Annotated in this window: 28 protein-coding genes, 1 tRNA gene and 1 other annotated feature; of the genes, 5 read left to right on the top strand and 24 right to left on the bottom strand. The window is 35.2% G+C overall.

Translation table 11 applies throughout. The features are described from left to right. Window positions 1-58 precede the first annotated feature (58 nt). Both BCR23_RS05280 and BCR23_RS14470 read left to right on the top strand, forming a co-directional pair. On the top strand, window positions 59-1015 hold the full coding sequence (locus BCR23_RS05280; RefSeq protein ID WP_069634434.1) for a magnesium transporter CorA family protein: 957 nt from the start codon (window positions 59-61) through the stop codon (window positions 1013-1015). Between the two features lie 71 nt (window positions 1016-1086). Beyond that, a complete protein-coding gene (locus BCR23_RS14470) occupies window positions 1087-1200 on the top strand; it encodes a DUF4044 domain-containing protein (RefSeq protein ID WP_071870045.1) in 114 nt (37 codons plus the stop codon). Between the two features lie 95 nt (window positions 1201-1295). On the opposite strand, the gene recN is transcribed toward BCR23_RS14470, so the two are convergent. From recN to BCR23_RS05230, 10 genes are all read right to left on the bottom strand, one after another. Next, the gene (recN, locus tag BCR23_RS05275; RefSeq protein ID WP_069634433.1) at window positions 1296-2987 is read right to left on the bottom strand and encodes a DNA repair protein RecN; all 1692 of its coding nucleotides are present in this window, start codon (window positions 2985-2987) and stop codon (window positions 1296-1298) included. A gap of 18 nt (window positions 2988-3005) precedes the next feature. Further along, window positions 3006-3455 (bottom strand): arginine repressor, encoded by a 450-nt coding sequence (locus BCR23_RS05270; protein WP_069634432.1) that lies wholly within the window; start codon window positions 3453-3455, stop codon window positions 3006-3008. Between the two features lie 176 nt (window positions 3456-3631). Further along, window positions 3632-4447 carry a TlyA family RNA methyltransferase gene (locus BCR23_RS05265; RefSeq protein ID WP_069634431.1) on the bottom strand — a complete coding sequence of 272 codons (816 nt, stop codon included), beginning with the start codon at window positions 4445-4447 and terminating at the stop codon, window positions 3632-3634. A gap of 13 nt (window positions 4448-4460) precedes the next feature. Then, window positions 4461-5351: a polyprenyl synthetase family protein gene (locus BCR23_RS05260; protein ID WP_069634430.1), complete on the bottom strand. Its 891-nt coding sequence runs from the start codon at window positions 5349-5351 to the stop codon at window positions 4461-4463. Continuing rightward, a complete protein-coding gene (locus BCR23_RS05255; RefSeq protein WP_069634429.1) occupies window positions 5351-5590 on the bottom strand; it encodes an exodeoxyribonuclease VII small subunit in 240 nt (79 codons plus the stop codon). The genes BCR23_RS05260 and BCR23_RS05255 overlap by 1 nt, the downstream gene beginning before the upstream one ends. Window positions 5591-5594: 4 nt before the next feature. Then, on the bottom strand, window positions 5595-6938 hold the full coding sequence (xseA, locus tag BCR23_RS05250) for an exodeoxyribonuclease VII large subunit (RefSeq protein WP_069634428.1): 1344 nt from the start codon (window positions 6936-6938) through the stop codon (window positions 5595-5597). 9 nt (window positions 6939-6947) lie between these two features. After that, window positions 6948-7793: a bifunctional methylenetetrahydrofolate dehydrogenase/methenyltetrahydrofolate cyclohydrolase gene (locus BCR23_RS05245; RefSeq protein ID WP_069634427.1), complete on the bottom strand. Its 846-nt coding sequence runs from the start codon at window positions 7791-7793 to the stop codon at window positions 6948-6950. Window positions 7794-7912: 119 nt separating this feature from the next. Further along, window positions 7913-8362, bottom strand: a complete 450-nt coding sequence (nusB, locus tag BCR23_RS05240; RefSeq protein WP_069634426.1) for a transcription antitermination factor NusB — start codon at window positions 8360-8362, stop codon at window positions 7913-7915. After that, window positions 8355-8780 (bottom strand): Asp23/Gls24 family envelope stress response protein, encoded by a 426-nt coding sequence (locus BCR23_RS05235; protein ID WP_069634425.1) that lies wholly within the window; start codon window positions 8778-8780, stop codon window positions 8355-8357. The genes nusB and BCR23_RS05235 overlap by 8 nt, the downstream gene beginning before the upstream one ends. A gap of 434 nt (window positions 8781-9214) precedes the next feature. Beyond that, a complete protein-coding gene (locus tag BCR23_RS05230) occupies window positions 9215-10279 on the bottom strand; it encodes a M24 family metallopeptidase (protein WP_141706698.1) in 1065 nt (354 codons plus the stop codon). A 175-nt stretch (window positions 10280-10454) separates the two neighbouring features. Between BCR23_RS05230 and BCR23_RS05225 the strand changes: the two genes are divergently transcribed. Next, window positions 10455-11264, top strand: a complete 810-nt coding sequence (locus BCR23_RS05225) for a metallophosphoesterase (RefSeq protein WP_069634424.1) — start codon at window positions 10455-10457, stop codon at window positions 11262-11264. A gap of 149 nt (window positions 11265-11413) precedes the next feature. Here the strand turns inward: BCR23_RS05225 and BCR23_RS14715 are convergent, their stop codons facing one another. The 5 genes from BCR23_RS14715 to BCR23_RS05205 form a co-directional block, all read right to left on the bottom strand. Next, window positions 11414-11557 (bottom strand): hypothetical protein, encoded by a 144-nt coding sequence (locus BCR23_RS14715; protein ID WP_167352152.1) that lies wholly within the window; start codon window positions 11555-11557, stop codon window positions 11414-11416. A gap of 232 nt (window positions 11558-11789) precedes the next feature. After that, window positions 11790-12194, bottom strand: coding sequence for a pyridoxamine 5'-phosphate oxidase family protein (locus BCR23_RS05220; protein ID WP_069634423.1), 405 nt, complete (start codon window positions 12192-12194; stop codon window positions 11790-11792). A gap of 156 nt (window positions 12195-12350) precedes the next feature. Beyond that, window positions 12351-12827 (bottom strand): DUF2798 domain-containing protein, encoded by a 477-nt coding sequence (locus BCR23_RS05215; protein ID WP_069634422.1) that lies wholly within the window; start codon window positions 12825-12827, stop codon window positions 12351-12353. Between the two features lie 279 nt (window positions 12828-13106). Next, a complete protein-coding gene (locus BCR23_RS05210) occupies window positions 13107-13871 on the bottom strand; it encodes a nucleotidyltransferase domain-containing protein (protein ID WP_069634421.1) in 765 nt (254 codons plus the stop codon). Between the two features lie 57 nt (window positions 13872-13928). After that, window positions 13929-14360: a hypothetical protein gene (locus BCR23_RS05205; protein ID WP_069634420.1), complete on the bottom strand. Its 432-nt coding sequence runs from the start codon at window positions 14358-14360 to the stop codon at window positions 13929-13931. A 289-nt stretch (window positions 14361-14649) separates the two neighbouring features. On the opposite strand from BCR23_RS05205, the gene BCR23_RS05200 reads away from it, so the two are divergent. Next, window positions 14650-15165, top strand: a complete 516-nt coding sequence (locus BCR23_RS05200; RefSeq protein WP_069634419.1) for a hypothetical protein — start codon at window positions 14650-14652, stop codon at window positions 15163-15165. Between the two features lie 166 nt (window positions 15166-15331). Here BCR23_RS05200 and rpmA read toward each other — a convergent pair whose 3' ends face one another. Genes rpmA through rplU form a run of 3 tightly spaced genes read right to left on the bottom strand, consistent with a single transcriptional unit; the run spans window position 15332 to window position 16322 of the window. After that, the gene (rpmA, locus tag BCR23_RS05195; protein ID WP_069634418.1) at window positions 15332-15622 is read right to left on the bottom strand and encodes a 50S ribosomal protein L27; all 291 of its coding nucleotides are present in this window, start codon (window positions 15620-15622) and stop codon (window positions 15332-15334) included. A 12-nt stretch (window positions 15623-15634) separates the two neighbouring features. Next, on the bottom strand, window positions 15635-15979 hold the full coding sequence (locus tag BCR23_RS05190) for a ribosomal-processing cysteine protease Prp (protein WP_069634417.1): 345 nt from the start codon (window positions 15977-15979) through the stop codon (window positions 15635-15637). A gap of 34 nt (window positions 15980-16013) precedes the next feature. After that, window positions 16014-16322, bottom strand: coding sequence for a 50S ribosomal protein L21 (rplU, locus tag BCR23_RS05185; RefSeq protein ID WP_069634416.1), 309 nt, complete (start codon window positions 16320-16322; stop codon window positions 16014-16016). A gap of 19 nt (window positions 16323-16341) precedes the next feature. Then, window positions 16342-16420: a sequence feature (ribosomal protein L21 leader region), on the bottom strand. 172 nt (window positions 16421-16592) lie between these two features. On the opposite strand from rplU, the gene BCR23_RS05180 reads away from it, so the two are divergent. Then, a tRNA-Arg gene (locus BCR23_RS05180) sits at window positions 16593-16666 on the top strand. A 253-nt stretch (window positions 16667-16919) separates the two neighbouring features. Here BCR23_RS05180 and BCR23_RS05175 read toward each other — a convergent pair. From BCR23_RS05175 to BCR23_RS05150, 6 genes are read right to left on the bottom strand one after another with little or no spacing between them, the layout of a single operon-like run. Then, window positions 16920-17486, bottom strand: a complete 567-nt coding sequence (locus tag BCR23_RS05175) for a hypothetical protein (protein ID WP_069634415.1) — start codon at window positions 17484-17486, stop codon at window positions 16920-16922. After that, the gene (locus BCR23_RS05170; RefSeq protein WP_069634414.1) at window positions 17486-17779 is read right to left on the bottom strand and encodes a collagen-like protein; all 294 of its coding nucleotides are present in this window, start codon (window positions 17777-17779) and stop codon (window positions 17486-17488) included. The genes BCR23_RS05175 and BCR23_RS05170 overlap by 1 nt, the downstream gene beginning before the upstream one ends. Beyond that, window positions 17776-18006 carry a hypothetical protein gene (locus BCR23_RS05165; protein ID WP_069634413.1) on the bottom strand — a complete coding sequence of 77 codons (231 nt, stop codon included), beginning with the start codon at window positions 18004-18006 and terminating at the stop codon, window positions 17776-17778. Before BCR23_RS05165 ends, BCR23_RS05170 begins: the two co-directional genes overlap by 4 nt. After that, on the bottom strand, window positions 18006-18881 hold the full coding sequence (locus BCR23_RS05160; RefSeq protein ID WP_069634412.1) for a phage baseplate upper protein: 876 nt from the start codon (window positions 18879-18881) through the stop codon (window positions 18006-18008). Before BCR23_RS05160 ends, BCR23_RS05165 begins: the two co-directional genes overlap by 1 nt. A 25-nt stretch (window positions 18882-18906) precedes the next feature. After that, window positions 18907-21711: a phage tail spike protein gene (locus tag BCR23_RS05155; protein ID WP_069634411.1), complete on the bottom strand. Its 2805-nt coding sequence runs from the start codon at window positions 21709-21711 to the stop codon at window positions 18907-18909. Further along, window positions 21708-22475 carry a distal tail protein Dit gene (locus BCR23_RS05150; RefSeq protein WP_069634410.1) on the bottom strand — a complete coding sequence of 256 codons (768 nt, stop codon included), beginning with the start codon at window positions 22473-22475 and terminating at the stop codon, window positions 21708-21710. The genes BCR23_RS05155 and BCR23_RS05150 overlap by 4 nt, the downstream gene beginning before the upstream one ends. Window positions 22476-22485 lie beyond the last annotated feature (10 nt).

Raw genomic sequence — 22485 nt, 5'->3', positions numbered from 1 at the left:
ATCTACTTCTATCTATTATAATAGATAGAAGTAGATTCTTAAAAAACGAGGTGGCATTTTGATTACTTATTTAAAAATAGAAAATGGACATTTTACTTCTTCACAAACAGATACATCTGACACAGTGTGGCTTAATGTAGAAAAACCAACGGAAGAAGAGATCGACCAATTAGTTACGGCCTACGAACTTCCTAAAGATTATATCACAGGTGTACTAGATGACAACGAAAATTCTCGCTTTGAGGGCGTGCACCAAAATACGCTGGAAGAACCCGCACTTATGTTACTTCAATATCCTCATGCAGAGACAAGCCCTAGCGGATATACTCAATTAAACACATTTCCTTTTGCAATCATTTTAACAACCGATGGAAAAGTAATCACAGTCATCAACAATCCAGCTGATTTTTTGAAGCAACTTTTCACTCAACCAGTCCCTGATAGCGAATTACCGATTCAAGAAACCTTGATTTTATACCTATCTTGGCAAATTTCAACTAGTTACAACCGCTTTTTAAAAGAGTTAATCCAACAAACTAATAAACTTGAAGGGGAATTACAAGTTTCAACCGAAAACAGTCAACTCTATCAAATGATGGATATTCAAAAGAGTTTAGTTTATTTCGACTTTGCTATTGCTTCTAATTTAGAAGTCTTAAATATGCTCTACACCGCTAGAATTTTTAGAGATCCTAGAGCACATCTTCCCCGACTTCATGATATTCTTGTAGAAACAAAACAAGCTGCCACAACTACTAACATTCAACTAAAGCTTGTAGACAAAGTCAGTGATACATTTTCTGCAATTGTTTCAAACAACCTTAACAACGTAATGAAAATCTTGACCTCTTTAACAATTGTTCTAACGATTCCTACCATCATCGGCGGTATCTTTGGAATGAACGTTAAATTACCATTCGCCAACAGAGCCGATGCTTTTTGGTGGATCTTTGTTATCACTACGGCCACATGTATTTTCGTCATTCGAAGATTAAAGAAACGAAACCTCTTGTAAAATTTCTAGTTGCCGATTTTAATAAAAGGTTGTACACTATAGAAAGTAAAGATTAAGGATGTGTAGAATCAATGAACGATAAAAAGACGAGTACTTTTTCTAAAGTAACGAAAATCGTTGTTTGGTTGATGCTAATCGCCATTGCCGGTTCAACAGTATTGACTGCCATAATGAGTTTAAGATAATCAACTAAATAAAGATTAATGGAGAAGATAGATGACGTTATACGACATCTACCTTCTCCATTTTTGAGCAACTTGGAATAACGAACTGGCTCAGGTTAGTCTTTCCGTTCATTTCCAGCCATCTTTAATAGTTCTTTCGCATGTTCAGTAGTTAACTTAGTAATTTCACTTCCTGAAAGCATACGGGCAATTTCTGCTACACGTTCATTCTGCTTCAATCTTCTCACTTTAGTTTCAGTCCGTTCACCAATAATTTCTTTTTCTATAAAATACTGATAATCTGCTACAGCTGCAACTTGAGGAAGATGAGTGATACATAATACTTGTGAGTTTTCAGATATCTGATAAATTTTATCCGCAATAGCTTGTGCGACACGACCACTAACGCCTGTATCAACTTCATCAAAAACAATACTCGTAATTCCTTGCGATTTAGAAAAAATTGTTTTTAACGCTAGCATCACACGAGAAAGCTCTCCGCCAGAAGCCACTCTTACTAATGGTTTTAGTGGCTCTCCTGGATTTGTTGTGATGTAAAACTCAACTTGGTCTAACCCTTCTTCTGTGAATTGCTCTTCTGGTAATTCCATAAAACGAATGTCAAATACTGTTCGCTCCATATACAATTCTTTTAGTTCCTGTAAAATATTTTTTTCGAGTTTTTTCGCAATTTTTTTCCTAATTCCCCGCAACTTCAGGCCTGTTTCAAAAACTTGATTTCTCTTTTCGACTAATAACGTTTCTAACTGACCCGTTTTTCCTTCCAGAAAATCAGCATCTGCCAGTTCACGTGTAATTTCTTGATAGTAATCAAGGATGGATTCAATCGATTCGCCATACTTCCTTTTCATCTGGCGAATAAGTTCCAGTCTTGTTTCAACTTCATTCAAGCGATTTTCATCTAGTTCTAAACTATCAATATGGCGAGACAAATCGCCACTAGCTTCTTGTAAAAGATAATAACTATTTTGAACAGCTTCTGATATTGCTTTATATTCCGAATCTAGTGTTTCAATAGATAGCAGTTCGTTCATCGCATAACCGATCTTATCTAAACTGCTGTCACCATCTCCATTGATGGCTTCATAACTTACTGCTAGTGCATCCGCAATTTTTTGGAAATTCCCTAATTTATTCCGTTCTTCCATCAATTGTTCTTCTTCGCCTAAAACAAGTTCAGCCGCAGCAATTTCGTCACTTTGAAACTGCAACATATCCATCCGTTGGGCAAATTCTTTTTCATTTTTTTGACGGTTTCTAACTTTCTTTTCAATTAAGCGATATTCAGCATAGATTTCTTCATATTGTTCTTTTACCTTAAGTAATTCTTTACCCCCAAAGTCATCTAACATCCCTAAGTGTTTTTCACTTTGCATCAATTCTTGGTGCTCATTTTGTCCATGGATATCAACAAGAAACTCTCCAACTTTTCGCAAATTCGCAATATTAATGATACGTCCATTTACACGACAAACATTTTTCCCTGATGTTGAAATATCTCTTTGAATGACGATTGATTCTTCATCTGCTTCAATACCTAATTCTTCTAATAGGTTAAACAACTCTTGGTTTTTAGGCATGGTAAACAAACCTTCTAACGTACATTTTGATGCACCTTGGCGAATGTAATCACTTGATCCTCTGCCACCAGTTAAAAGACCCATTGCATCTATAATAATTGATTTTCCAGCACCTGTTTCTCCTGTTAAAACAGTCATTCCCATTTGAAACTCTAATTGTAAAGAGGAAATGATCGCAAAATTCTTTACAGAAAGTTCTTGCAGCATTTTTTATTCACCTCGATTTTATAAATATCGGAACAGTTCACTTTTTAAAAATTCAGCATTTTTTTCAGTTCGAGCAATTATTAACACACTATCATCATCGTTAATTGCTGCAAATACGATTTCTTTGTAGTGTTTCTCAATTAAATTAGATGCAGCTGCAGCATTCCCTGGTATAGTACGCAAAATAACGTGCTTTTCCATCTGATCAACTGAAACAAATGCATCTTTCATTAGTTTTTCTAATTTTGCAGATGTATCTTCTTTTGTTTCGGCTGGGATACTATAGCGGTAGCCACCTTCTATTGAAGGGACTTTGATTAATTTCATTTCTTTGATGTCACGAGAAATCGTAGCTTGGGTTACTTCAACCCCTTTTTCTTGAAGATAAATCACAAAGTCCTCTTGTTTTTGAATATTTTTATCAGCTAGTAAACGAGTAATCAGACGATGCCGATCTTTTTTCCTCATAAAATAATATGCTCCTTTTTCGGTTCATTTCTATTTTTATCATAGCGTATTTTTATGCATTTTGAAAGGATAAAAAATAAGACTGAAATAAAACGCTAGGCGCCCATTCTCAGTCTTATATATCGCTTGTATTTCTCGAATAAAAAACTCAATCATTCTGATCTTTATTTCTTAATCTAGCCTTTTAATTTCTTATGAGCCTCATCAACAACATCTGCGATTTCTTTTGAAAGGTCTACTACCTCTGCTGCTTCTATTGAAGTTAAATAGGCTAAAAACTCAATATTTCCTTCTCCTCCAGTAATCGGCGAGTAATCTAATCCACTGACTAAATATCCGTGTTCTTGAGCAAATGAAAGGATATCGGTTAAAACCAACTTGTGTGTTTCAGGTTCACGAACAATGCCTTTTTTACCAACAAGCTCTTTACCAGCCTCAAATTGAGGTTTGATTAAAGCAACTACTTTACCGCCTCGTTTTAAGATTTTGTGTAACGGCGGCAAGATCAATTTAAGTGATATAAAGGAAACATCAATCGTTGCAATATCCGGCACTCCTTCATGAAAGTCCTCTGGTGTACTGTAGCGAAAATTCGTTCGCTCCATCACAACTACTCGTTCATCTTGCCGAATTTTCCAAGCTAACTGATTGTATCCAACATCTAGCGCATAACTTAAGCGGGCTCCGTTTTGTAAAGCCACATCAGTAAATCCGCCAGTTGACGCACCAATATCCAACATCGTTTTATCTGTGACATCTAATTGAAAAACATCTAGTGCTTTCTCTAACTTCAATCCACCACGTGAAACGTAAGGTAATGTCTGCCCTTTCACTTGGAGTGGTGTCTCAATGGCTATTTTTTCACCTGGCTTATCCAATCGTTCATTCTTATCGTTATAAACAAGTCCTGCCATCACTGCTCGTTTGGCTTTCTCTCTCGTTTCAAATAATCCTTGAGTAAACGCTAAAATATCGACGCGCTCTTTTTTCATAAGTGCCTTCTTTCTATCCTAATCGCAATTGTTCTACTAATTCTTGTAGTAACTCTATATAAAATTCACTACTTATTTGTTTTATTTTTTCTAATGTTTGGGTCCCAAAAATTAGTTGCTCTTCCAGTGCTTTTTTTGCACCATCTAACCCAAGCAAACCTGGATATGTACTTTTATTTAAAGCTTCATCCCGACCAACTTGCTTGCCTAACTCTTCTTCTGAACTCGTTGCATCTAACAAATCATCTTTAATTTGAAAGGCTAGACCCAAATGACGGGCAAAAACACCTAATAAATCAACGACTTCATCTGGTTGCTGTGCTAAAATTCCGCCAGCTAAAAGAGCAAATTCAATTAGCGCTCCTGTCTTCTTCTCGTGAATATCCGCTAATTCAGTCAGTGACAATAATTGATTTTCTCCTTGCAGATCTCCTGCTTGTCCTGCAACCATCCCTTGTGTACCAGCAGCTTTACTTAATAATTGAATCAACAGCACTTTTTGTTCTTGTTGAATTTGACTGATTGCTAATAATTGAAAAGCAGCAGTAAGTAAACCATCCCCTGCTAAAATCGCATGGGCTTCACCAAACACTTTATGGTTTGTCGGCTTGCCTCGGCGTAAATCGTCGTCATCCATCGCTGGCAAGTCATCATGGATCAATGAATACGTATGAATCATTTCTAAAGCTGCCCCCACTTGATAGTCATGTACCTGCGGCTTTTTGTTGAATGAACAAATCGTAGCTAAAACTAGCAGTGGTCTAAACCGTTTGCCACCAGCACGAATCGAATACATCATGGCGTTTTTTAATTGCTCATTTGCAGTATATTCATTGATAAAATCTTCCATTTCTTTTTCAATAAGCGGTAAACTTTGCTTACGAAAATCATTGAAGTCTTCCATCAATTATCCTCACTTTCTTCGAAAGCGACTTCTTCGTTATTTTCTGTCATAACTTTTGTCAATGTTTTTTCAGCTTTTTCCAGTGTATCTTGACACTGCTTGCTTAAAACCATCCCTTCTTGAAAAGCAGCTAAGGCTTCTTCTAAAGGAACATCCCCACGCTCTAAACGTTGAACGATTTCTTCTAATTCAGTTAATGATTCTTCAAATGTTTTTTCGACTGCTTTTTCTTTAGCCATTTTTTTACTCCTCTTCAATTGGTGATACTTGATCGATCACCGTATCTACTACACCATCCATATAATGGATTTGAATTTTTTCTTTAGGTTTAAGTTCTTTAACTGACTTGATTACTTGTTGATCTTTTGTTGTATAACTGTATCCTCGTCCCATTATTTTTAACGGACTTAACAAATCCAGTTGTTGAACAGCAGAAGTAAATTGTTTTTGTCTGTCTCTCATATATTGCTCCATACGATCACAGAGTGTTTTATTTAAAAACTTTAGTTGCTGCTGCCCTTCTCTGATTCGTCCTTGGGGTGTTTGCTGTCTAAATTGCGCAATAATCTCTTGTGCTGTTCGTTGTTTTTGATGATAGACCGTCTCCATAGATTGAATTAAACGCTGAGTGATTCGATCTAATTTGATAGTTTGTCCTTCATACAAACGATCCGGTTGCTTAAAAACATAAGAATTTTTCAAGCGTTGATAGCGATCATTTTTTTGCTGCAATTGGTAGAGAAAGCTTTGCTCTAAACGTGTTTGTCTATCTTTTATTTTCAATAATTCTTCATTCAAAACTGGAACAGCTAATTCTGCTGCGGCAGTCGGAGTTGCTGCTCTGACGTCAGCAACCATATCTGCAATTGTCACATCTGTCTCATGACCAACAGAAGAAATCACTGGCGTTTTGGCTTGATAAATCGCTCTAGCCACACGTTCTTCATTAAACGGCCACAAATCTTCTATCGAACCGCCTCCACGACCAATAATCATCGTGTCAAAGTTGCCCAACTCTTCTATACGTTTTATATTGCGGACAATATCATCAGCCGCTTGATCCCCTTGTACCAAAGTAGGAAATAAAACAAGCTGGGCAATTGGATATCTTCTTTTTACTGTTGTAATAATGTCCCGGATAACCGCTCCGCTGGGGCTTGTAACAACTGCAATGCGCTTAGGATATCTTGGCAGCATTTTTTTAGGCCCTTCAAATAACCCTTCTTTTCCCAACTTTTCACGTAATTCTGCTAAAGCTTGGTACAGTGCACCAACGCCATCTGGCTCCATATGTTCTACATAAATCTGATACGAACCGCCGCTTTCATACAATGAAATACGACCGACCAACAAGACCTTCATTCCTTCTTTTGGTTGAAATTTCAACTTTTGAAAGGCTGATTTAAACATAATTGCAGAAATTTTCGCACCATCGTCTTTTAAACTAAAGTATTGATGGGCATTTGGACGTAAACGAAAATTAGATATTTCGCCAGTTAAATAAACACGCTCCAAGTATGGATCAGCATCGAATTTACGTTTTAAATATTTTGTTAAGGCAGTAACTGTTAAATATTGCTGCTCCATCTTCTCACCTTACTTTTGTTTTTTAGCTGCTTCCACCGTTTGGTACATTAACATCGTGATCGTCATCGGTCCAACACCTTTTGGTACAGGTGTAATAAAACTTGCAACCTCAGAAACTTCATCAAATTTTACATCACCGATCAATTTACCATTTTCGTCTCGATTCATACCGACATCAATCACAACTGCACCAGGTTTAACGAATTCTTTTGTAACAAAATGACCACGGCCAATTGCGACTACTAAAATATCTGCTTCTCTAGCAACTGCGGGTAAATCAACTGTTCTTGAGTGAGCAATGGTCACAGTCGCATTTTTCATCATCATCAATTGCGCCATTGGTTTGCCAACGATATTGCTACGCCCGATCACGACTGCTCGTTTACCCTCTAAATCAATATTATAGGCTTCAAACATTTTCATAATGCCATATGGCGTACAAGGAATCATTGTAGGTTCACCAATAAATAATTGTCCCATATTCATTGGATGAAAACCATCAACATCTTTTTTGGGATCGACAGCTAACAACACTTTTTCTTCATCGATGTGTTTTGGCAACGGTAATTGAACTAATATACCATGATAGTCTGAATCTTGATTGTATTGTTCAATCACAGTAAGTAATTCTGTTTCAGAAATTGTTTCAGGTAAGCGTTCGATTTTTGAACGGATACCGATTTTAGCAGCTGCAATGTCTTTGTTCTTCACATACGTTTGACTTGCTGGATTTTCGCCAACTAATAAAACAACTAAACCTGGATGAATGCCTTTTTTTTCAAGTTCTTGTACTTCTGCCTTGATTTGCGCCTGCATTTTATCTGCTAGTTCACGACCGTTGATTAACTCTCCCATAAGATCACTCCTCATTTTTGTTATATTCTTTTATTTTAGCATAAGTCAGCTAGTCTTGACACTCTATAATCTTTCTCATTTCCGATATTTTTGTAAACTAAAAAAGATTCAAAGTATTTCTACTTTGAATCTATATCTTTCATTACATTAGCCAAAACACCATTAACGAATTTTCTAGAACGGTCATCACTATATTTTTTCGCTAATTCAATTGCTTCATCCAAAGCAACTGTATTTGGGACATCTCCAACATAAAGCATTTCAAAAATGGCTATACGTAAAATAATCAAATCCATTTTAGCAATACGTGTGATTGACCAATTGTTACCTAAATGTTTTTTGATGATCTCGTCTAGCTCTGCTTTTCGATCACAAACGCCGCCTACCAATAAGTCTAAGTAAGTTGGGACAAATTCTTCCCCATCTTCACTAATGATTTCTTGATTATCTAACTCCAATGCGTAAGAAATCGCATCTTGTTTTGTTAAGTCAACATTAAAATCTAAAGGAAATAACGCTTGAAGCGCCTTTTCACGAATCTCGTGACGAGTGAAACTTGGCTTACTCATTTTCTCCCTCTTCTTCCGGGAATAATTCATCGAAATCTGGTTCAGGTAATTTTTCAGGTACTACTGCTACTACATGAACATTCACTTCCACCAAATCAATATCTGTCATAAATAATACTTGCTGTTTTACACGATCTTGCATTTCTAATGCTACTTTCGGCACAGAAATACCATAATTTAAGTAACAATAAATATCGACTTTCAAGCCCTCTTCTTCGGCTCTTAAATAAATACCTTTACCGTGAGCAGCACGTCCAAGAAATTCTGTTACATTATTAGCAAACGTTCCACGCATACCATATACGCCGTCCACTTTAGATGCTGCAATACCAATAATGACTTCAATTACTTCTGGCGCAATAACAATTTCGCCTAAAGAATCTTTTGTATTAATCACTAGATTTTTTTCGTCAGTCATTTTAATCCTCCTTATACTATAGGTAACAACGTTGTTCCGCTTCGCTACACCTTGTACTTTTCAACATCAGTTCATTCCATTCACTGTATTTCAAAGCAAAAGCGTAGTGGGCTCACTTAGCTCTGAAATAAAAATAGGAAAATCAGAGGGTAACTTTTTTGTCACAATCAGATTTTATCTTTTTCCGAGAAACAAGCCCATGTAACCGGAAAGTCATGCACGAGAAACTTTTTATATTTCAAAGCTACCGCTCATTTACCTATCCAAGTTTATAATCATTCCTAGTTTATCATTAATTGGCTCATTTCGCTACAAAAAAAACTAAGAGAAAATCAGTCTAAAACGCTTTATGCTTAGAATATAGGCTCATATCAAAATCATTCACCGTTTCTTTATTTATAATCTTTTTTCTGCTTCTAATGATTTGTAACAATTTATAATATAATTAATTCTTTAGGAGATTGTGTCAAGACCCGATTCCCATCTTTGGTAATCAATAAATCATCTTCGATTCTGACACCGCCAAGACCTGGCAGATAGATTCCAGGCTCATCTGTTATAACATTTCCAGGAACAAATTGTTTATCTGCTTTAAAAGAAACATTTGGTCCTTCATGAATTTCAAGTCCGATCCCATGACCTGTGCTATGTCCAAAAGCTTCACCATATCCATAAGAAGCAATATGATCACGAGCAATGGCATCTAGTTGAATCCCTGTTAATCCTGGTTTTGCTTCATCCAATACTTTTAATTGCGCTTCTAAAACGATTTGATAGATGTCTTTAAGTTTGCTATTAGGTTCGCCAATCGCAAATGTTCGAGTCATGTCTGAAACATACCCTTGATAATAACAACCAAAATCCAACGTGATTAAGTCACCTTTTTCAATAACTTTTTCACTTGCAACACCATGAGGCATCGCCGAACGTACACCACTTGCTACGATTGTTTCAAAAGAGACACTAGTTGCACCTAAAGAACGCATATAAAAATCTAATTGGTTGGCAATTTCTATTTCAGTCATCCCTGGTTTGATCACGGTCAAAATATGTTTAAATCCAAGATCAGCAATACTACAAGCTTTTTCAATGATCGCAATCTCTTTTTCATCTTTAACTTCACGTAATTCTTCAATTAACCCCGCAACTGGAATCAAGTCACACGGAGTGATCTCCTCTAGCAAGCTATATTCTGCAAAACTTACAAATGTTTCTTCAAATGCCAAGTTAGCTAATTGTTGTTTTTCTGCGATCGCCACTACCTCATCGTAGATTGGACCAGTATTTTGAATAATTTCAAAACCTTGTGCTTGTTCTGCAGCTTGTTCTGTATAACGAAAATCAGTTACAAAAAAAGCTTTATCTAAAGTAATAATAGCTAACCCAGTTGTTCCAGTAAAATTGGTTAAATAACGTAAATTGTATGGACTTGTAATCAGAAAACCTGAAAGATCATTTTTTTTCATCAACTCTCGCAACTTATTTACTCTTACCATCATTTTATTCGTCCTTCTTTCCTAATTAAGTTCTTATCTATTATAACAAATATTGATTTTGAAAAACACCGAAGACATGCAACCTCTAAATTATTCTAAAGTTTCTATAATTACAGAGGACACTTTACCTTTTTTTAATCTATTTCCATTATAGTAAGAGTTGAAAGTGAGGTCACTAATGAAAAAAAGATATTTTGTATACATATCATTCTTAGCAATAATCGGCATGATTCTTTACGCCTTCTTTATAGAGCCAAAAAGAATTGTCACACATAACTACACTATTGGAAATAACGAGGGACAAAAACCAGTCAAAGTCGTTCAACTTTCAGACATTCATATCCAAGAAAAATACCCTGTAGCTCAATTAGAAAAAATCGTGACGAAAGTAAATAAGGAAAAACCAGATATTATCTTGTTTACAGGCGATTTATTTGATAATTATGCTGAATACGGGCCTGCAGAAGAAGTAACTGCTGCTTTAAGTCGTTTAACTGCACCATTAGGAAAATATGCGGTGTGGGGCAATCATGATTATGGTGGAGCTGCTATTCGTGTGTATCCAGAAATACTAGCTGCTGCAGATTTCCAATTACTGGAAAATTCTGGCAACAACGTTTCTTTACCTAATGGAAAATCAATTTATATAGCAGGTTTAGATGATTCTTTACTAGGAAATTCTTCTGTCACTGATACATTAGCCAATCGCCAAAGCGACTACACTATTTTACTAAGCCATGAACCTGACGAAGCTGATGCAGCACTGGATCAAAACGTTCAACTAATTTTATCCGGTCATAGTCATGGCGGACAAGTCAAAATACCATTTTTTACAATTAAAAATACTATGGCAGAAAAATACTTTGAAGGTTTTTATACGTTAGCTAATGATACAATTTTATACGTCAATACAGGTTTAGGTACAACAAAAATTCAGGCACGATTTAGAGTCCCACCTGAAATTGCGGTTTTTGATATTTATGTTTAGATTTCTATTACAAGAGGTTGAGAAAGAAGCGTCTAACTCCGAGATATAAAGGGAGTTGCTTCTGCTCCCACCGTTTATTCAGATTCCTTGAGGCTAAGGTATAACTCTACGAGTTATACCTTAGCCTTTCCTGTTAGTTTATTAATTTATCAAATTTTTTTGACTCGGCCGCCAATTTTATCAGCGAATTTTTCTGCATAATTTTTGCTTAGAAAGATTAAAACACGCCTTTTATCCCTTGTACGTTGTCCGTCTTTACCAATATACCCGTGTAATACTTTTACAGCGTACATCGTCATTCCTCCTTTGCGTTAAGATAACCCCATCGGCTTACCTATCATTATTATCAAATTAGTGATGAGTTAACTATAGTCTAAAAAACTTAATTCAAACATAAAAATGTTTGAATTAATCATGAACTCTTATTAAGAAAAAAATAAATGCGTTGAGGTAATAGATCATCACCTCAACGCATTTATTGTAGACTGTTTTTGAATTCCTTCTGCTATTCAGTGTTTACCTTTTTCAAACAATAATATCCTTCGTTTTTTTGTCCATATGTATCCTTGCTGTCCAAGTTTCAAAAGTAACGATTACAGGCTCTTGGTGATCCAGTTCTTTTTGGTAGTCTGATAATTTAGACTCGATCATATCTAAAGATTCAATCGGCTCAATTGTAAATTTTCCTTTCAGAAGTAGGCTTTCATGTTTGATTTCCTCATAACAACAGACAGATCCATTAGGGTTACATTGAATATTTTTAACAGTTTCACCGTTTCCATCCAAATAAAACTGCAATTTTAATAAACCCTCTCTCCATAACGGTTCAGAAACAGCAATAACGGTTGGAAAATCACGCTTATCAATTGTTGAAATCAAAAATACCTTACTGGAGTTTAATAACCTGAGAATCCGATCGTGTATTTCCATTATCGAAGGCCTCCTTAATCAAGTTTTCGTTAATTATAACAATATTCTATCATTTTTGAAAATTTGCACCCTTTTTATATAATTTTTATGATACACAAAAAAAAAAGCGAGATGAACAAAACGATTATCCGCTTTCTCCATCTCATCTTAACTTGTTTAATCTTTTATTGAATTATCTTCTCTTAACAAACTGCTTTGTCGAGCCTTACTTAAAATCAGTCTACAAATTGGACCAACTAATAACAATTGTAGCGGCAATGCCATAATAAGATTTTTAATAAATCCATCCATGTAATACTTCAAAAAATTTTCTGTAAAACCAAATTGAACCAATACCCCATACATCGACATAAAAGCAACCATCCCTAAAACCATACAGCTAGAGACAGCTAAGATCATATGGATTCTTTTCTCTTTATTTAGTGGCAAAGCAAAAGCAATCTTTTTCGCTGTTGTTGCAACAACTAATATATCAAGTAAAAAAGCAACAATAAACCCCGGTACAAGCCCTCCTAATAAATTATTTAGTGAAAACTGCCCATGTAATAAGAGATTATAAGCACTCATGAAAAGCACCATAGAAAAACAGACAATCGTTGTAAAAAATAGACCTTCTTTTTTATTTTGCGACATACATACACTCCTCTTTCTTTTTTTATAACAGAGTTTATGCTATCACAAAAAATTTTTTCTCGTAAGTTATTTTTTTAATGCGACCTATCAAAAATTAATATACGCAAAAGGTTTCTTCCTTCTAAATAGATATCATATGTGGTACAGCTACAATCTAGTTTTATATTGTATATATAAAATAAAAAAAGCTCTATTCTTCAATTTACAAAGAATAGAGTCACTTGTTGAACTATGGGATATGCTAACTCAGGATCACACATGAGTAGTGGAATACTATATTTACTGGTCTTTACTTTCTATAAAAGATAAAAATAATTTATTCAAAGGTTCCCACGTATTGTCATTTTTTTCTGATGTATTTTTAGCTATAGCTTCTAATTCAATTAGTTCTTTTTCAATATAATTGTTCAAAACCTCAATTTTATCTATTGAATCAAGTTCTTTCGTACTTTTTTTCTGCTCTAACAAATCACTTACTATTGGTTTTAGGTTGTCTTCAAGTACGCCATCTGCTAATACTTCAAACTCGATCGGAGGAACGCTACTATATTTTAAAATCCATTTACTAGCTAAAATTGGTCTTAACACGTAAAAATATTTTTTTGCTTTTACCTTATCCGTTTTTAGATACTCTCTATAGTTTGTATTCGCCATATGCCAGTAATGAAATAACGATTTTTTTATAGAGAAGTAGCTACTTAATAATTCTTTAAACTCATCTGCTTCAGTCGTTTTTTTATAAACAATTGGCGAAGAACACCATTCAAACAATGTTGGATTTGATTTGTACAGCAACCGTAAAGCTTTTTGAATATCCCAACCATTAATATCAAGAACATCATCCAGTTGCCATTCAATCACATCTCTTACACCTTCCAACTTTAAATAACTATCTTCATCCCTTACATATAAAAATCGTACGTCATAATCACTATCTTTTGATTCAAATCCCCAAGCTCTACTCCCAGATTCTACAGCAAGAATGATCTTCACATTTTCTTTATTTTCGATTTCTTCTAATTTAGTTTGAATTATTTTATTCATATTTACACCTCTTTTAATCAATCATAGCACAGCTAGTTATATAAACATGGTTATTTATCAAAAATTTAATTTAGGCTTAAACGCTCCAATCGCTAAAGCTTCAGCGTATAATAATTCTTTAGACCCATATTCTTTTAATGGGATAACCCCCACTTGAAACTCTTGTATAATATTTTCCCAATTTTTTTGATGCTCTCTTTTAAAAATGTCCCATTTTATATCAACACTATCCCCTTCAATTTCCAAGACTTTACATTTAAAAAATTTTGATCCTTCATTACAGGGAGTATAATACTGATTTACTCTGAATTGAATATCTTTCGTCTTCGTACCACCAACACCGATATAAAGAATTTCATCTGTATTCTTTTTTCTGAATAGATACAATCCTTTACTGCAAATATGTTTTATTTCATTTTTATCCTCAAGCCAACATATCATGTTTTGAATATCAGTTTCTAAATTTGTAAGATCTAATGATAAAACCAAATTATTCACTCCTTTATATACCTTTTTCAATCATATCAATAGTAAGAATAAATATCTACTAGACAAAAAAAATACTTAGTTTTCCTACTAAACTACTTCATCATACTGTTAATTAATTTTTCGTCCAATTATTATATATAGGGAGAGTATATTTAACAGGTACAAGGTTTTTACTGGTTGATTGTGTACTTTTATTCGACACTTTGCTACATCCGATATAAACTCTTTATTTATTTATTCCAACCTATATGTTATATTTAAATTACTAAAATTAAAGGAGTGGTTTATTTTGAAAAAGAAATTGTTAGTAGGAAGTTGTTTGGTCGCATTCGGCTTAGTTGTAGCCCCTAAAGCAGTCAGCGCAACCGAAAGGGAAACATTGCCACCCACTGGAATAAGACCTAGAGTAAGTGTATTAAAACAAGAAATTACACTTAAGAGTGGTGACATACAACGCATTTATTTTGACGGCATTGTTGATAAAGAAAATTTTGCATCAAAATTGCTCGTAAAAATTAAACCTCAAAATCCTGAAAATGACTATTTTGGCGTTTCTCATTATGTTTACACTAATGATATATTATTAAATGATTTCGTCTCAAATACTAATTCCATATTTGAATATAAGTGGTCGCCAATGACAGATGAGTCATACAAAGATAAAGTAAAATATGGCGCTAGACAATACATTTCTATAAATAATTATTCATTAGTTCCTATAAAATTTACCATTGGGTACACGACAGGTATTCACATGAAATCCAACCCATGCCTAGATTATAGTGATATTAATTTCAATTTATAAACAAACAAGGAGACAGGTTAATCACTGTCTCCGTTTTTTGTGTTAGAGTAAGTAACTGTCTCAATATCTTTGATTTAGCTATCTCAAGGTTGCAAATGTCGGTTTATCCAAAATAAAAAAGCCCTACCCTTTACTACACAAAGGATAGAGCAAATCAATTCAAAAATTATTGAGCTACTGCCGGGTAAACAGACACTTGTTTTTTGTCACGGCCTTTACGTTCGAAACGTACTACGCCGTCTACTTTAGCAAATAAAGTGTCGTCGCCACCAATACCTACGTTAGCTCCTGGGTAAATTTTAGTTCCGCGTTGACGGTATAAAATTGATCCACCAGTTACAGTTTGTCCGTCAGCGCTTTTAGCACCTAGGCGTTTAGATTCAGAGTCACGGCCGTTAGATGTAGAACCGCCTCCCTTTTTGTGGGCGAATAATTGTAAATTCATGTTTAATAACATAGTCTGCACCTCCTATTTTTCATTTATGGTTTTGACTTGAATAAATTCAAGATTTTCTTGCTCGACTGCTTGTAAACCTAGTAAAAGATTTTCCAAGAGAATTTGGGCAATGTTGGTTTGTTCCTGATTGGCTTTAGAAATCATCTCAACATAAAGGAAACCACCTTCATCTTCGTTGGTTTCTACAATCGGTTCAAAGCCAGCTAACGCATCAATCCCATTGACCGTGCTAATCGTCAAAGCAGACACTGCTGCACAAACGATATCACTGCCATATGGACCCGCTTCAGCATGCCCCGAGACTTCAAAAGAAACGATTTGACCTGCGCCATTTCGTTTAAAGGAACTTTTAATCATTGATAGGCCTTCTTTCCTATGCAACTTAAAAGAATTATGCGTTGATTGCGTTGATTACAACTTTTGTATATGGTTGACGGTGACCTTGTTTGCGGTGAGTGTGTTTTTTAGGTTTGTATTTAAAAGTCACGACTTTCTTTTGTTTGCCGTGTTTTTCTACAGTTCCTTCAACAGTTGCACCTTTAACAGTTGGAGCACCTACTTTCGTAGATTCGCCACCCACTAAGATAACTTCGTCAAAAACAACTTTTTCGCCAGCTTCTACGTCTAATTTTTCAACGTAAATTGCTTGACCTACCTCAACTTTTACTTGTTTACCACCAGTTTTGATAATTGCGTACATGCTATACAGCACCTCCTTCTTCTAGACTTAGACTCGCCATCCCAAGTGATAACATGACGTCATGCTTAAAAACTTGTTCTGTGCGGTTGTAGCTGTGGAGTCCACAATTACAACATTAGTATCATACCAAAATAAGGAATAATAGTCAATAAAAACTTAGATTTTCAGGTGCGGAAAACAGTTTTTAAAAAAACTTTGTTGTTATTTCTAATTTATGATTGACTTTGTTTTCTATGTTCATTATAATAAATTTTGTTGCGTTAATAGTTTGCGCCAATAGCTCAGCTGGATAGAGCACTCGCCTTCTAAGCGAGCGGTCGGGAGTTCGAATCTCTCTTGGCGTATTATAATTAAAAAAAGTGAAGATAGAATACTGATTCTATTCAGAAAAAACAAGTCCGAATTTTGATACAATATCAAAATAGGACTTGTTTTTTCTTTGAAAAATACTACTACTTCGCACTATTGAATTTTTTTATCTAATATCAGTTAACGTAGAACATTAAACAGAGAAAATGGTCATTAACTTATATAACATCCTTACAAAAATATACAACTCGCATTTCTAAAAAGTCTTATACAGGTTTCATTCAACAATCATATGAATTTATCATCAATTGGATATGGATCATTTGTAATCCAAGTCGCTTCGACATAAGAATTTCCGGTTTTTACATCTCCTGTAAAAAATCGTAATCCACTATCCCCATGATTCCATTCAACAAGTCCCCAAAGTTTAGCACGACTAACGGCATTCCACATTACGCAACTGCATGGTGTAATATAGAAGTTTTTTCCATGTTCATCTATCATTTTATAGCCTTCAGGAAGTTTGTAAATCATTTGTCCCTCATTGTTACTATTTGTCAAATTAATTCTCAATTGTAATTTAACTAAATTGCCTACTCTATAAATATAGCCATAAAAGTTACTAAACGAAGCTGCATTACCTGTTCTATCAGTATTTGTAATTTCTTTAAAGTAAGTCTTATTAACTACATCACGACCATTTACCTTCAAACCATCTTTAAAATTCTTAATCCCAGTAATGGTTTCATTACCGGTCTTTTTCACCACTGCTTCATCAAAATTATCAATAGCACTTGTATGTGTCTTTGGATAAAGTAAATTCCCTTTTTCTTCTAATTGTACAATATCTGCCATTATACTGATCCCACCTTACTGAAAGTTATTGTTGGTAATGTATCTAATTTTTTCTTATCTACTGCACTCATTAGTCCGTTGACTGTTTGTGTTGCTGTAGCGGTAGTTGTTGCATTTGTTCCTGCTGGTCCTTGTGGGCCGGTTGCACCTGTTGCTCCAATTGCCCCCTGTGGGCCGGCTGGACCTGTATCTCCTTTTTCACCTTTGATTGTTGTTAATCCTTCTACTGCATTTACATGTGTTTTTGGATAAACAACAATGCCATCACTTTTTAATTCAACGATATCTGTCATACTGTTCCCACCTTATCTATTGTTATTCCTGTTCCTTGTACACCAAAATCTTTCGCTGTTAATGTAATATCACCTGTTTTTCCATTGATTGATGTCACCCCAGTTCCTACTGCCCCAGTTTTATCTAAACCAAGGATGGCACTGACATGCGTTTCTGGAAAAACTTGACGTTGAACGCCAGATTTATCGGTCTCCATTACTTTTTTGATTTCTACTTCATGTGTCATTAAACTGAACCTACCTTTCTCAGGAAGAAAGTATTTTGTTTTTCACTATCGATTTCAGCTACGACTAAAGCCGAAGCTTCTTTTTTATGAGTAACTTGTCCTAATTTAGTTACGCGATGATTCAAACTGAATTTATCATCACGAATCGTTCTAAGAATACCGGTTTCCCCACTTTTTAAAGTAAAGTGCGCTTGTTTTAATTCTTCGATCAAGCTCAAAAGATTCCCAGCCGCATTTTCGTTTAAAATTTCTTTGATTGCAGCAAACCATTTATCAAACGCTGATCTTTGAACTGCAGTCCATTGATCATATTGTTCTTGATTTGTTGTAATCCATCCTTGAAACTCTTTAATAATCCTCTGTAATTCTTCCTGTGCTTCTATATACCAATCATCATAAATCTCCTGAGAGGTCTTCACCCATTCAGTGAAATAACGCAAGATTTCTTCAAAAGTCCAAATATAGTTACTATCTTTGATTCCGTCCTCATAAATACTTTCTTTCACTTGATAAACAAAATCTCTCGTTGAAAATTGTTGCCGCCAATTTAGATCCTCCTGAAGTTCTCTAAAACTGAAATAAGCAGTATTTTCTCCAATATTTTGCATATCGTAATTCGTTAACGTATATTGAAACTTCCCTTTTTTTGCATCAATGATTTTACTGACTTTTTGCTCAGACAAGCCAAGTCCAGCATGATGTCCTTGTTTAACACAGAAAAATGGGGTTACATTTGAAATGTCTTTTGGCTTTCCATTTTCTGTTACCGTCACATCCAAGACTTGTGTTCCTTCATCAAATTGACGAATCATGATTGAAGGAATATTGTCATTTGGTTGTGTGGTTGATAAAAAAATTGGATAAATAATTGACATTTACTCACTCCTTTCTATAAATTGATTATTTGGGTGGAATAATAATTGAGCTTATTTCGCTTGATCCTACCCAAGTACGTTCGTACTTCTCTATAATTTGACCTTTACCGATGTTTTGTTCATACGTTTGGAAACCACCGGTTATTAGTCCTCTTATAACTCCTGTATGTCCATAAGTGTAATCAACATTAAAACCGCCAATATTTCCACCGCGTTTCCAGTTGATAATTGCTCCTGGCAGTAAATCCTTATATTCAGGTTGATAAATGACTTTCCAACCAACTGCCACCCAATCATAAGAACTACCAATATCTGCAGCTGCTTCTGTATTTCCGATTACATGACTTAATGGATAGCTTGTTTGTGCACCTAAACCGCAACCACCTAAAAAACCAGAATACTCTGCCGGTACAGCGTAACATTGACCATTTCCCCAATAACGACCGACTAACGTTTCTAAATGATCTAGTCCAAGTTTCCCTGTCCCTGTTGATGGTTTTAGCTCTTTAAATTTGTTATACCATTCTTTAGCATACCCTTGTCTTTCGGGATGCGCATTTTTAGGTCTTTCAAAATTCATTTCAAATGCGTAAGCCGCTATTTCCGGTTCTGAAATAGATTTAAATCCATTAACACTAGTTGGATTAACTGCCCCAATCCATTGACCGTTATACATACACCAATCAATCAGTTTAGCTTGAGCCAATGTTGACTTGTAGTCATTGTTGATGCCAGCTGCCGCAATCAGGCGTTTAACATACTCACGACCATCCCATGTTGGACTGCCTACAAGTGGATAACTTGATCCATCCCATTGGACTAAACCATACGCCGGACCGTCTATCTGATCTGTATCAGGATTCATCGTGCCGCCTGTTTCTTGCTGTACATTCCCTAAAACCCCGGCGGCAGAAGCTTTGCTGTAGCCATTAGAGAGAAGAAAGCTCCATAAATCCCAAGCAAATTTGTCAGCTTGACTCGTCACTTCAGGAGGATAGCCACCGCCAGTCCCTCCATTTCCACCACTGCCATTACCATTCCCTGTGATTTCTTTCCCATTAAGAAACAGCTTGCCGTTTATATTCAATTCACCATTCAAAGCTACTTTTCCATGAATTTTTAACTTAGGGTTATCCGCAGTGCTATCGGATGGAATACTAATAACATTTACATGATTTTTAGCATCTGTTGACTGTGTCGCTAAATTGATTGAATAGCCCGTTTTTTGAATAATCGTATACCCATCCAGTACTCCATTAGTAAAAGCTGGTGCAATAGCCCCAATTTCTTTGCCTGTAGAAGAATTTAAAAAGCGAATTTTCCCATCTACAATGTGAACTTTAAATCCACTACTGTCTGATTCAAATTGAGAACCGTAAATATTTACACCTTTTATATCAATCGCTCTTAAAGTACCTGTATTGATATAGTCAGCATTAAATTTCCCGTCAATCGTCCAAGCCGTTTTCGGTTTATTTGTAAAATCACCTTTCACAAACCCAATGCCGTCAGCATTCATTACTAAAAAACGATTACTGTTATCTAATGAATTCCCATTCATAAAAACTTGTTGATACGGCTCACGACTGTCAGACTTTCCTGTTTCAATCCCATTCATCAGTTTTATAGAACCACCTTTGGCTCCACGAATAATATCATCTTGCCATTTAGAAATTTCCTCAGAATCATAAAAAGTCATCTTTTTATCTTCTAAAGAATCCACATTCCCTTTAAGATCCGATGCTGCTTTAGAGATACTTCTCGTAATATTATCTCCTAAACCAGCTTCGACTTTTCCAGTAAGGCGATCGATTTTCACTTTAAAAATTCGTGTTTTATAATGATAATTACGGTCATGTCTATGAATGGTCACTGTATTGCCAATCGTATCGCCACCTAAAATCTCCGTTTTGAATTGAGTCAGCGGTCGAGAATATTCGATAAGAGAATCGTATGTGTGTTTTAATAAAGTTTCTGGCTCTTCATCTTCATCAAATACGATCACTTTTTCTCGTTTTCTCATGCCGCCATTTTTCAATGGGATACCATATTGCTTCGTCATTTCAGGAAATTCCAGCCAGTTTTGTCCTTTGGGTTTATTTAAAGGTTTACCACTTGTTTTTTTCCATTCTACATTCGTAAACTCAATACGTTTTCCTTTTCCATCGCCAACATCTTCTCCACGGCCACGACCAATCAAGCTTGTATACACTTGGTTACGATCCTGTTCTTTTACAATACTTAATGCTTTCTCACCATAAGTGAAACGTTGATTGCTCTGTTCACCAATTTCATGGTAAACTTCCAACCATTTTTCTGTAATACCGATGCCGTCGATTTTATATTTAAATAGAATTTCGCATCCCTGTGCTTGGATATTTTTTAATGCATCCCTCACAGAAAGAAAACTGAAATCCTCTGTGATTAAAGGTAAATTAGTGTCGACTTTTCCTAAACGCCATTCTGTTTCTGCTAATAATTTTTGCAATGTACTTTTGATTGATTCATTCTTCACTTGTACATTTTTGACCACATAAGAATCTAGCTCATCTGGTGCAAAACTAATACCCGTAAAGGATAAAAGGTTCTCTGAGTCACTGTCTAAAATAATTCTATATAGACTATATGACATTGAATTTTCTTTTACAGCCATGTACGCTGCTACTTTCAACTCTTCGTCATAAACAGTTGATACATTTAAAGTATCATTCATCAACTCAGCTTTATTTGATGTGATTTCTTTTTCTTGAACCACTTCTACTAATTCATCTTCTTTAACAATCCGAATTAAATGCTGACGTTCATCAAAGAAATAAACACTTTTGCTCACAACTGCACCTCCCGATAAGAAATAATCATCTGTCCATTGGTACAACGGATTGTTTGTCCTTCTTTGATCGTAAAATTCTCAAAATCACTTTCTAAATCAAGTAAGAAAGTCTGATCAATATCGTTTACATAGACCTTCCCTTTTAAAAAATCAAAAATAATTCGATCGCCAGCACTTAAATTATAGCTAGTAATTTTAATTGTTTTTTCGCCATTTACTATCATTAAAGGGCCGAATTTTACAATAGTTACTTCAATTTTTTCAGGTATCGTCTTATAGGGTAGATACGTCGTGACCTCTCCATCTGTTTTTAGTAAAACCGAATATTTTTTTGGATCGGTACAAAGAATTTCAAAACTTGAAATGATGCTATTCGTATCTCCCCGAACTTCGTCAGTTGATTTATATTGTCCGTAATAATGATAATCTAACTCATCTTTAAAGCGTATTTCGACATCCGATTCTTTGTACAGCAAACGCATCAATTGATGGTATTTTTTCTGCACGTCTTTTGCGTCTTTTCCAATCAGTTGATAGGTTACTTTGATTGTTCGAGATGGTAATTTTTGATTTAGTTTGATACTTCCCACTTGAGTCTCTTGGGTTTCGATATCAAGCGATAGCATTTCTCTGCCTGTTATTGCTAATGTACGATAGCCGTCAATCATTTTTTCTAGATAAACTCCGTCATACATCATGGCTGAGGAAGGAAGGATCAAATCATCTTTGTGGACTTTTTTTGTCGTGTCTTCAAAATAATACATTTTTCCCCTC

It is taken from the genome of Enterococcus quebecensis, assembly GCF_001730365.1.
Taxonomy (GTDB): domain Bacteria; phylum Bacillota; class Bacilli; order Lactobacillales; family Enterococcaceae; genus Enterococcus_L; species Enterococcus_L quebecensis.
The sequence above is the reverse complement of the archived record's forward strand: the minus strand, read 5'-3'. Positions and strand labels throughout refer to the sequence as shown.

Coding starts and splice junctions, on each gene's coding strand:
- BCR23_RS05265 (WP_069634431.1), bottom strand. CDS start 4,447: ATGAAAAAAGAGCGCGTCGATATTTTAGCGTTTACTCAAGGATTATTT.
- BCR23_RS14715 (WP_167352152.1), bottom strand. CDS start 11,557: ATGTACGCTGTAAAAGTATTACACGGGTATATTGGTAAAGACGGACAA.
- BCR23_RS05245 (WP_069634427.1), bottom strand. CDS start 7,793: ATGGGAGAGTTAATCAACGGTCGTGAACTAGCAGATAAAATGCAGGCG.
- BCR23_RS05230 (WP_141706698.1), bottom strand. CDS start 10,279: ATGATGGTAAGAGTAAATAAGTTGCGAGAGTTGATGAAAAAAAATGAT.
- BCR23_RS05225 (WP_069634424.1), top strand. CDS start 10,455: ATGAAAAAAAGATATTTTGTATACATATCATTCTTAGCAATAATCGGC.
- nusB (WP_069634426.1), bottom strand. CDS start 8,362: ATGAGTAAGCCAAGTTTCACTCGTCACGAGATTCGTGAAAAGGCGCTT.
- BCR23_RS05160 (WP_069634412.1), bottom strand. CDS start 18,881: ATGTCAATTATTTATCCAATTTTTTTATCAACCACACAACCAAATGAC.
- BCR23_RS05175 (WP_069634415.1), bottom strand. CDS start 17,486: ATGGCAGATATTGTACAATTAGAAGAAAAAGGGAATTTACTTTATCCA.
- BCR23_RS05235 (WP_069634425.1), bottom strand. CDS start 8,780: ATGACTGACGAAAAAAATCTAGTGATTAATACAAAAGATTCTTTAGGC.
- xseA (WP_069634428.1), bottom strand. CDS start 6,938: ATGGAGCAGCAATATTTAACAGTTACTGCCTTAACAAAATATTTAAAA.
- rpmA (WP_069634418.1), bottom strand. CDS start 15,622: ATGTTATTAAACATGAATTTACAATTATTCGCCCACAAAAAGGGAGGC.
- BCR23_RS05220 (WP_069634423.1), bottom strand. CDS start 12,194: ATGGAAATACACGATCGGATTCTCAGGTTATTAAACTCCAGTAAGGTA.
- BCR23_RS05215 (WP_069634422.1), bottom strand. CDS start 12,827: ATGTCGCAAAATAAAAAAGAAGGTCTATTTTTTACAACGATTGTCTGT.
- recN (WP_069634433.1), bottom strand. CDS start 2,987: ATGCTGCAAGAACTTTCTGTAAAGAATTTTGCGATCATTTCCTCTTTA.
- BCR23_RS05255 (WP_069634429.1), bottom strand. CDS start 5,590: ATGGCTAAAGAAAAAGCAGTCGAAAAAACATTTGAAGAATCATTAACT.
- BCR23_RS05165 (WP_069634413.1), bottom strand. CDS start 18,006: ATGACACATGAAGTAGAAATCAAAAAAGTAATGGAGACCGATAAATCT.
- BCR23_RS05210 (WP_069634421.1), bottom strand. CDS start 13,871: ATGAATAAAATAATTCAAACTAAATTAGAAGAAATCGAAAATAAAGAA.
- BCR23_RS14470 (WP_071870045.1), top strand. CDS start 1,087: ATGAACGATAAAAAGACGAGTACTTTTTCTAAAGTAACGAAAATCGTT.
- BCR23_RS05190 (WP_069634417.1), bottom strand. CDS start 15,979: ATGATTAAAAGTTCCTTTAAACGAAATGGCGCAGGTCAAATCGTTTCT.
- BCR23_RS05270 (WP_069634432.1), bottom strand. CDS start 3,455: ATGAGGAAAAAAGATCGGCATCGTCTGATTACTCGTTTACTAGCTGAT.
- BCR23_RS05170 (WP_069634414.1), bottom strand. CDS start 17,779: ATGACAGATATCGTTGAATTAAAAAGTGATGGCATTGTTGTTTATCCA.
- rplU (WP_069634416.1), bottom strand. CDS start 16,322: ATGTACGCAATTATCAAAACTGGTGGTAAACAAGTAAAAGTTGAGGTA.
- BCR23_RS05150 (WP_069634410.1), bottom strand. CDS start 22,475: ATGTATTATTTTGAAGACACGACAAAAAAAGTCCACAAAGATGATTTG.
- BCR23_RS05260 (WP_069634430.1), bottom strand. CDS start 5,351: ATGGAAGACTTCAATGATTTTCGTAAGCAAAGTTTACCGCTTATTGAA.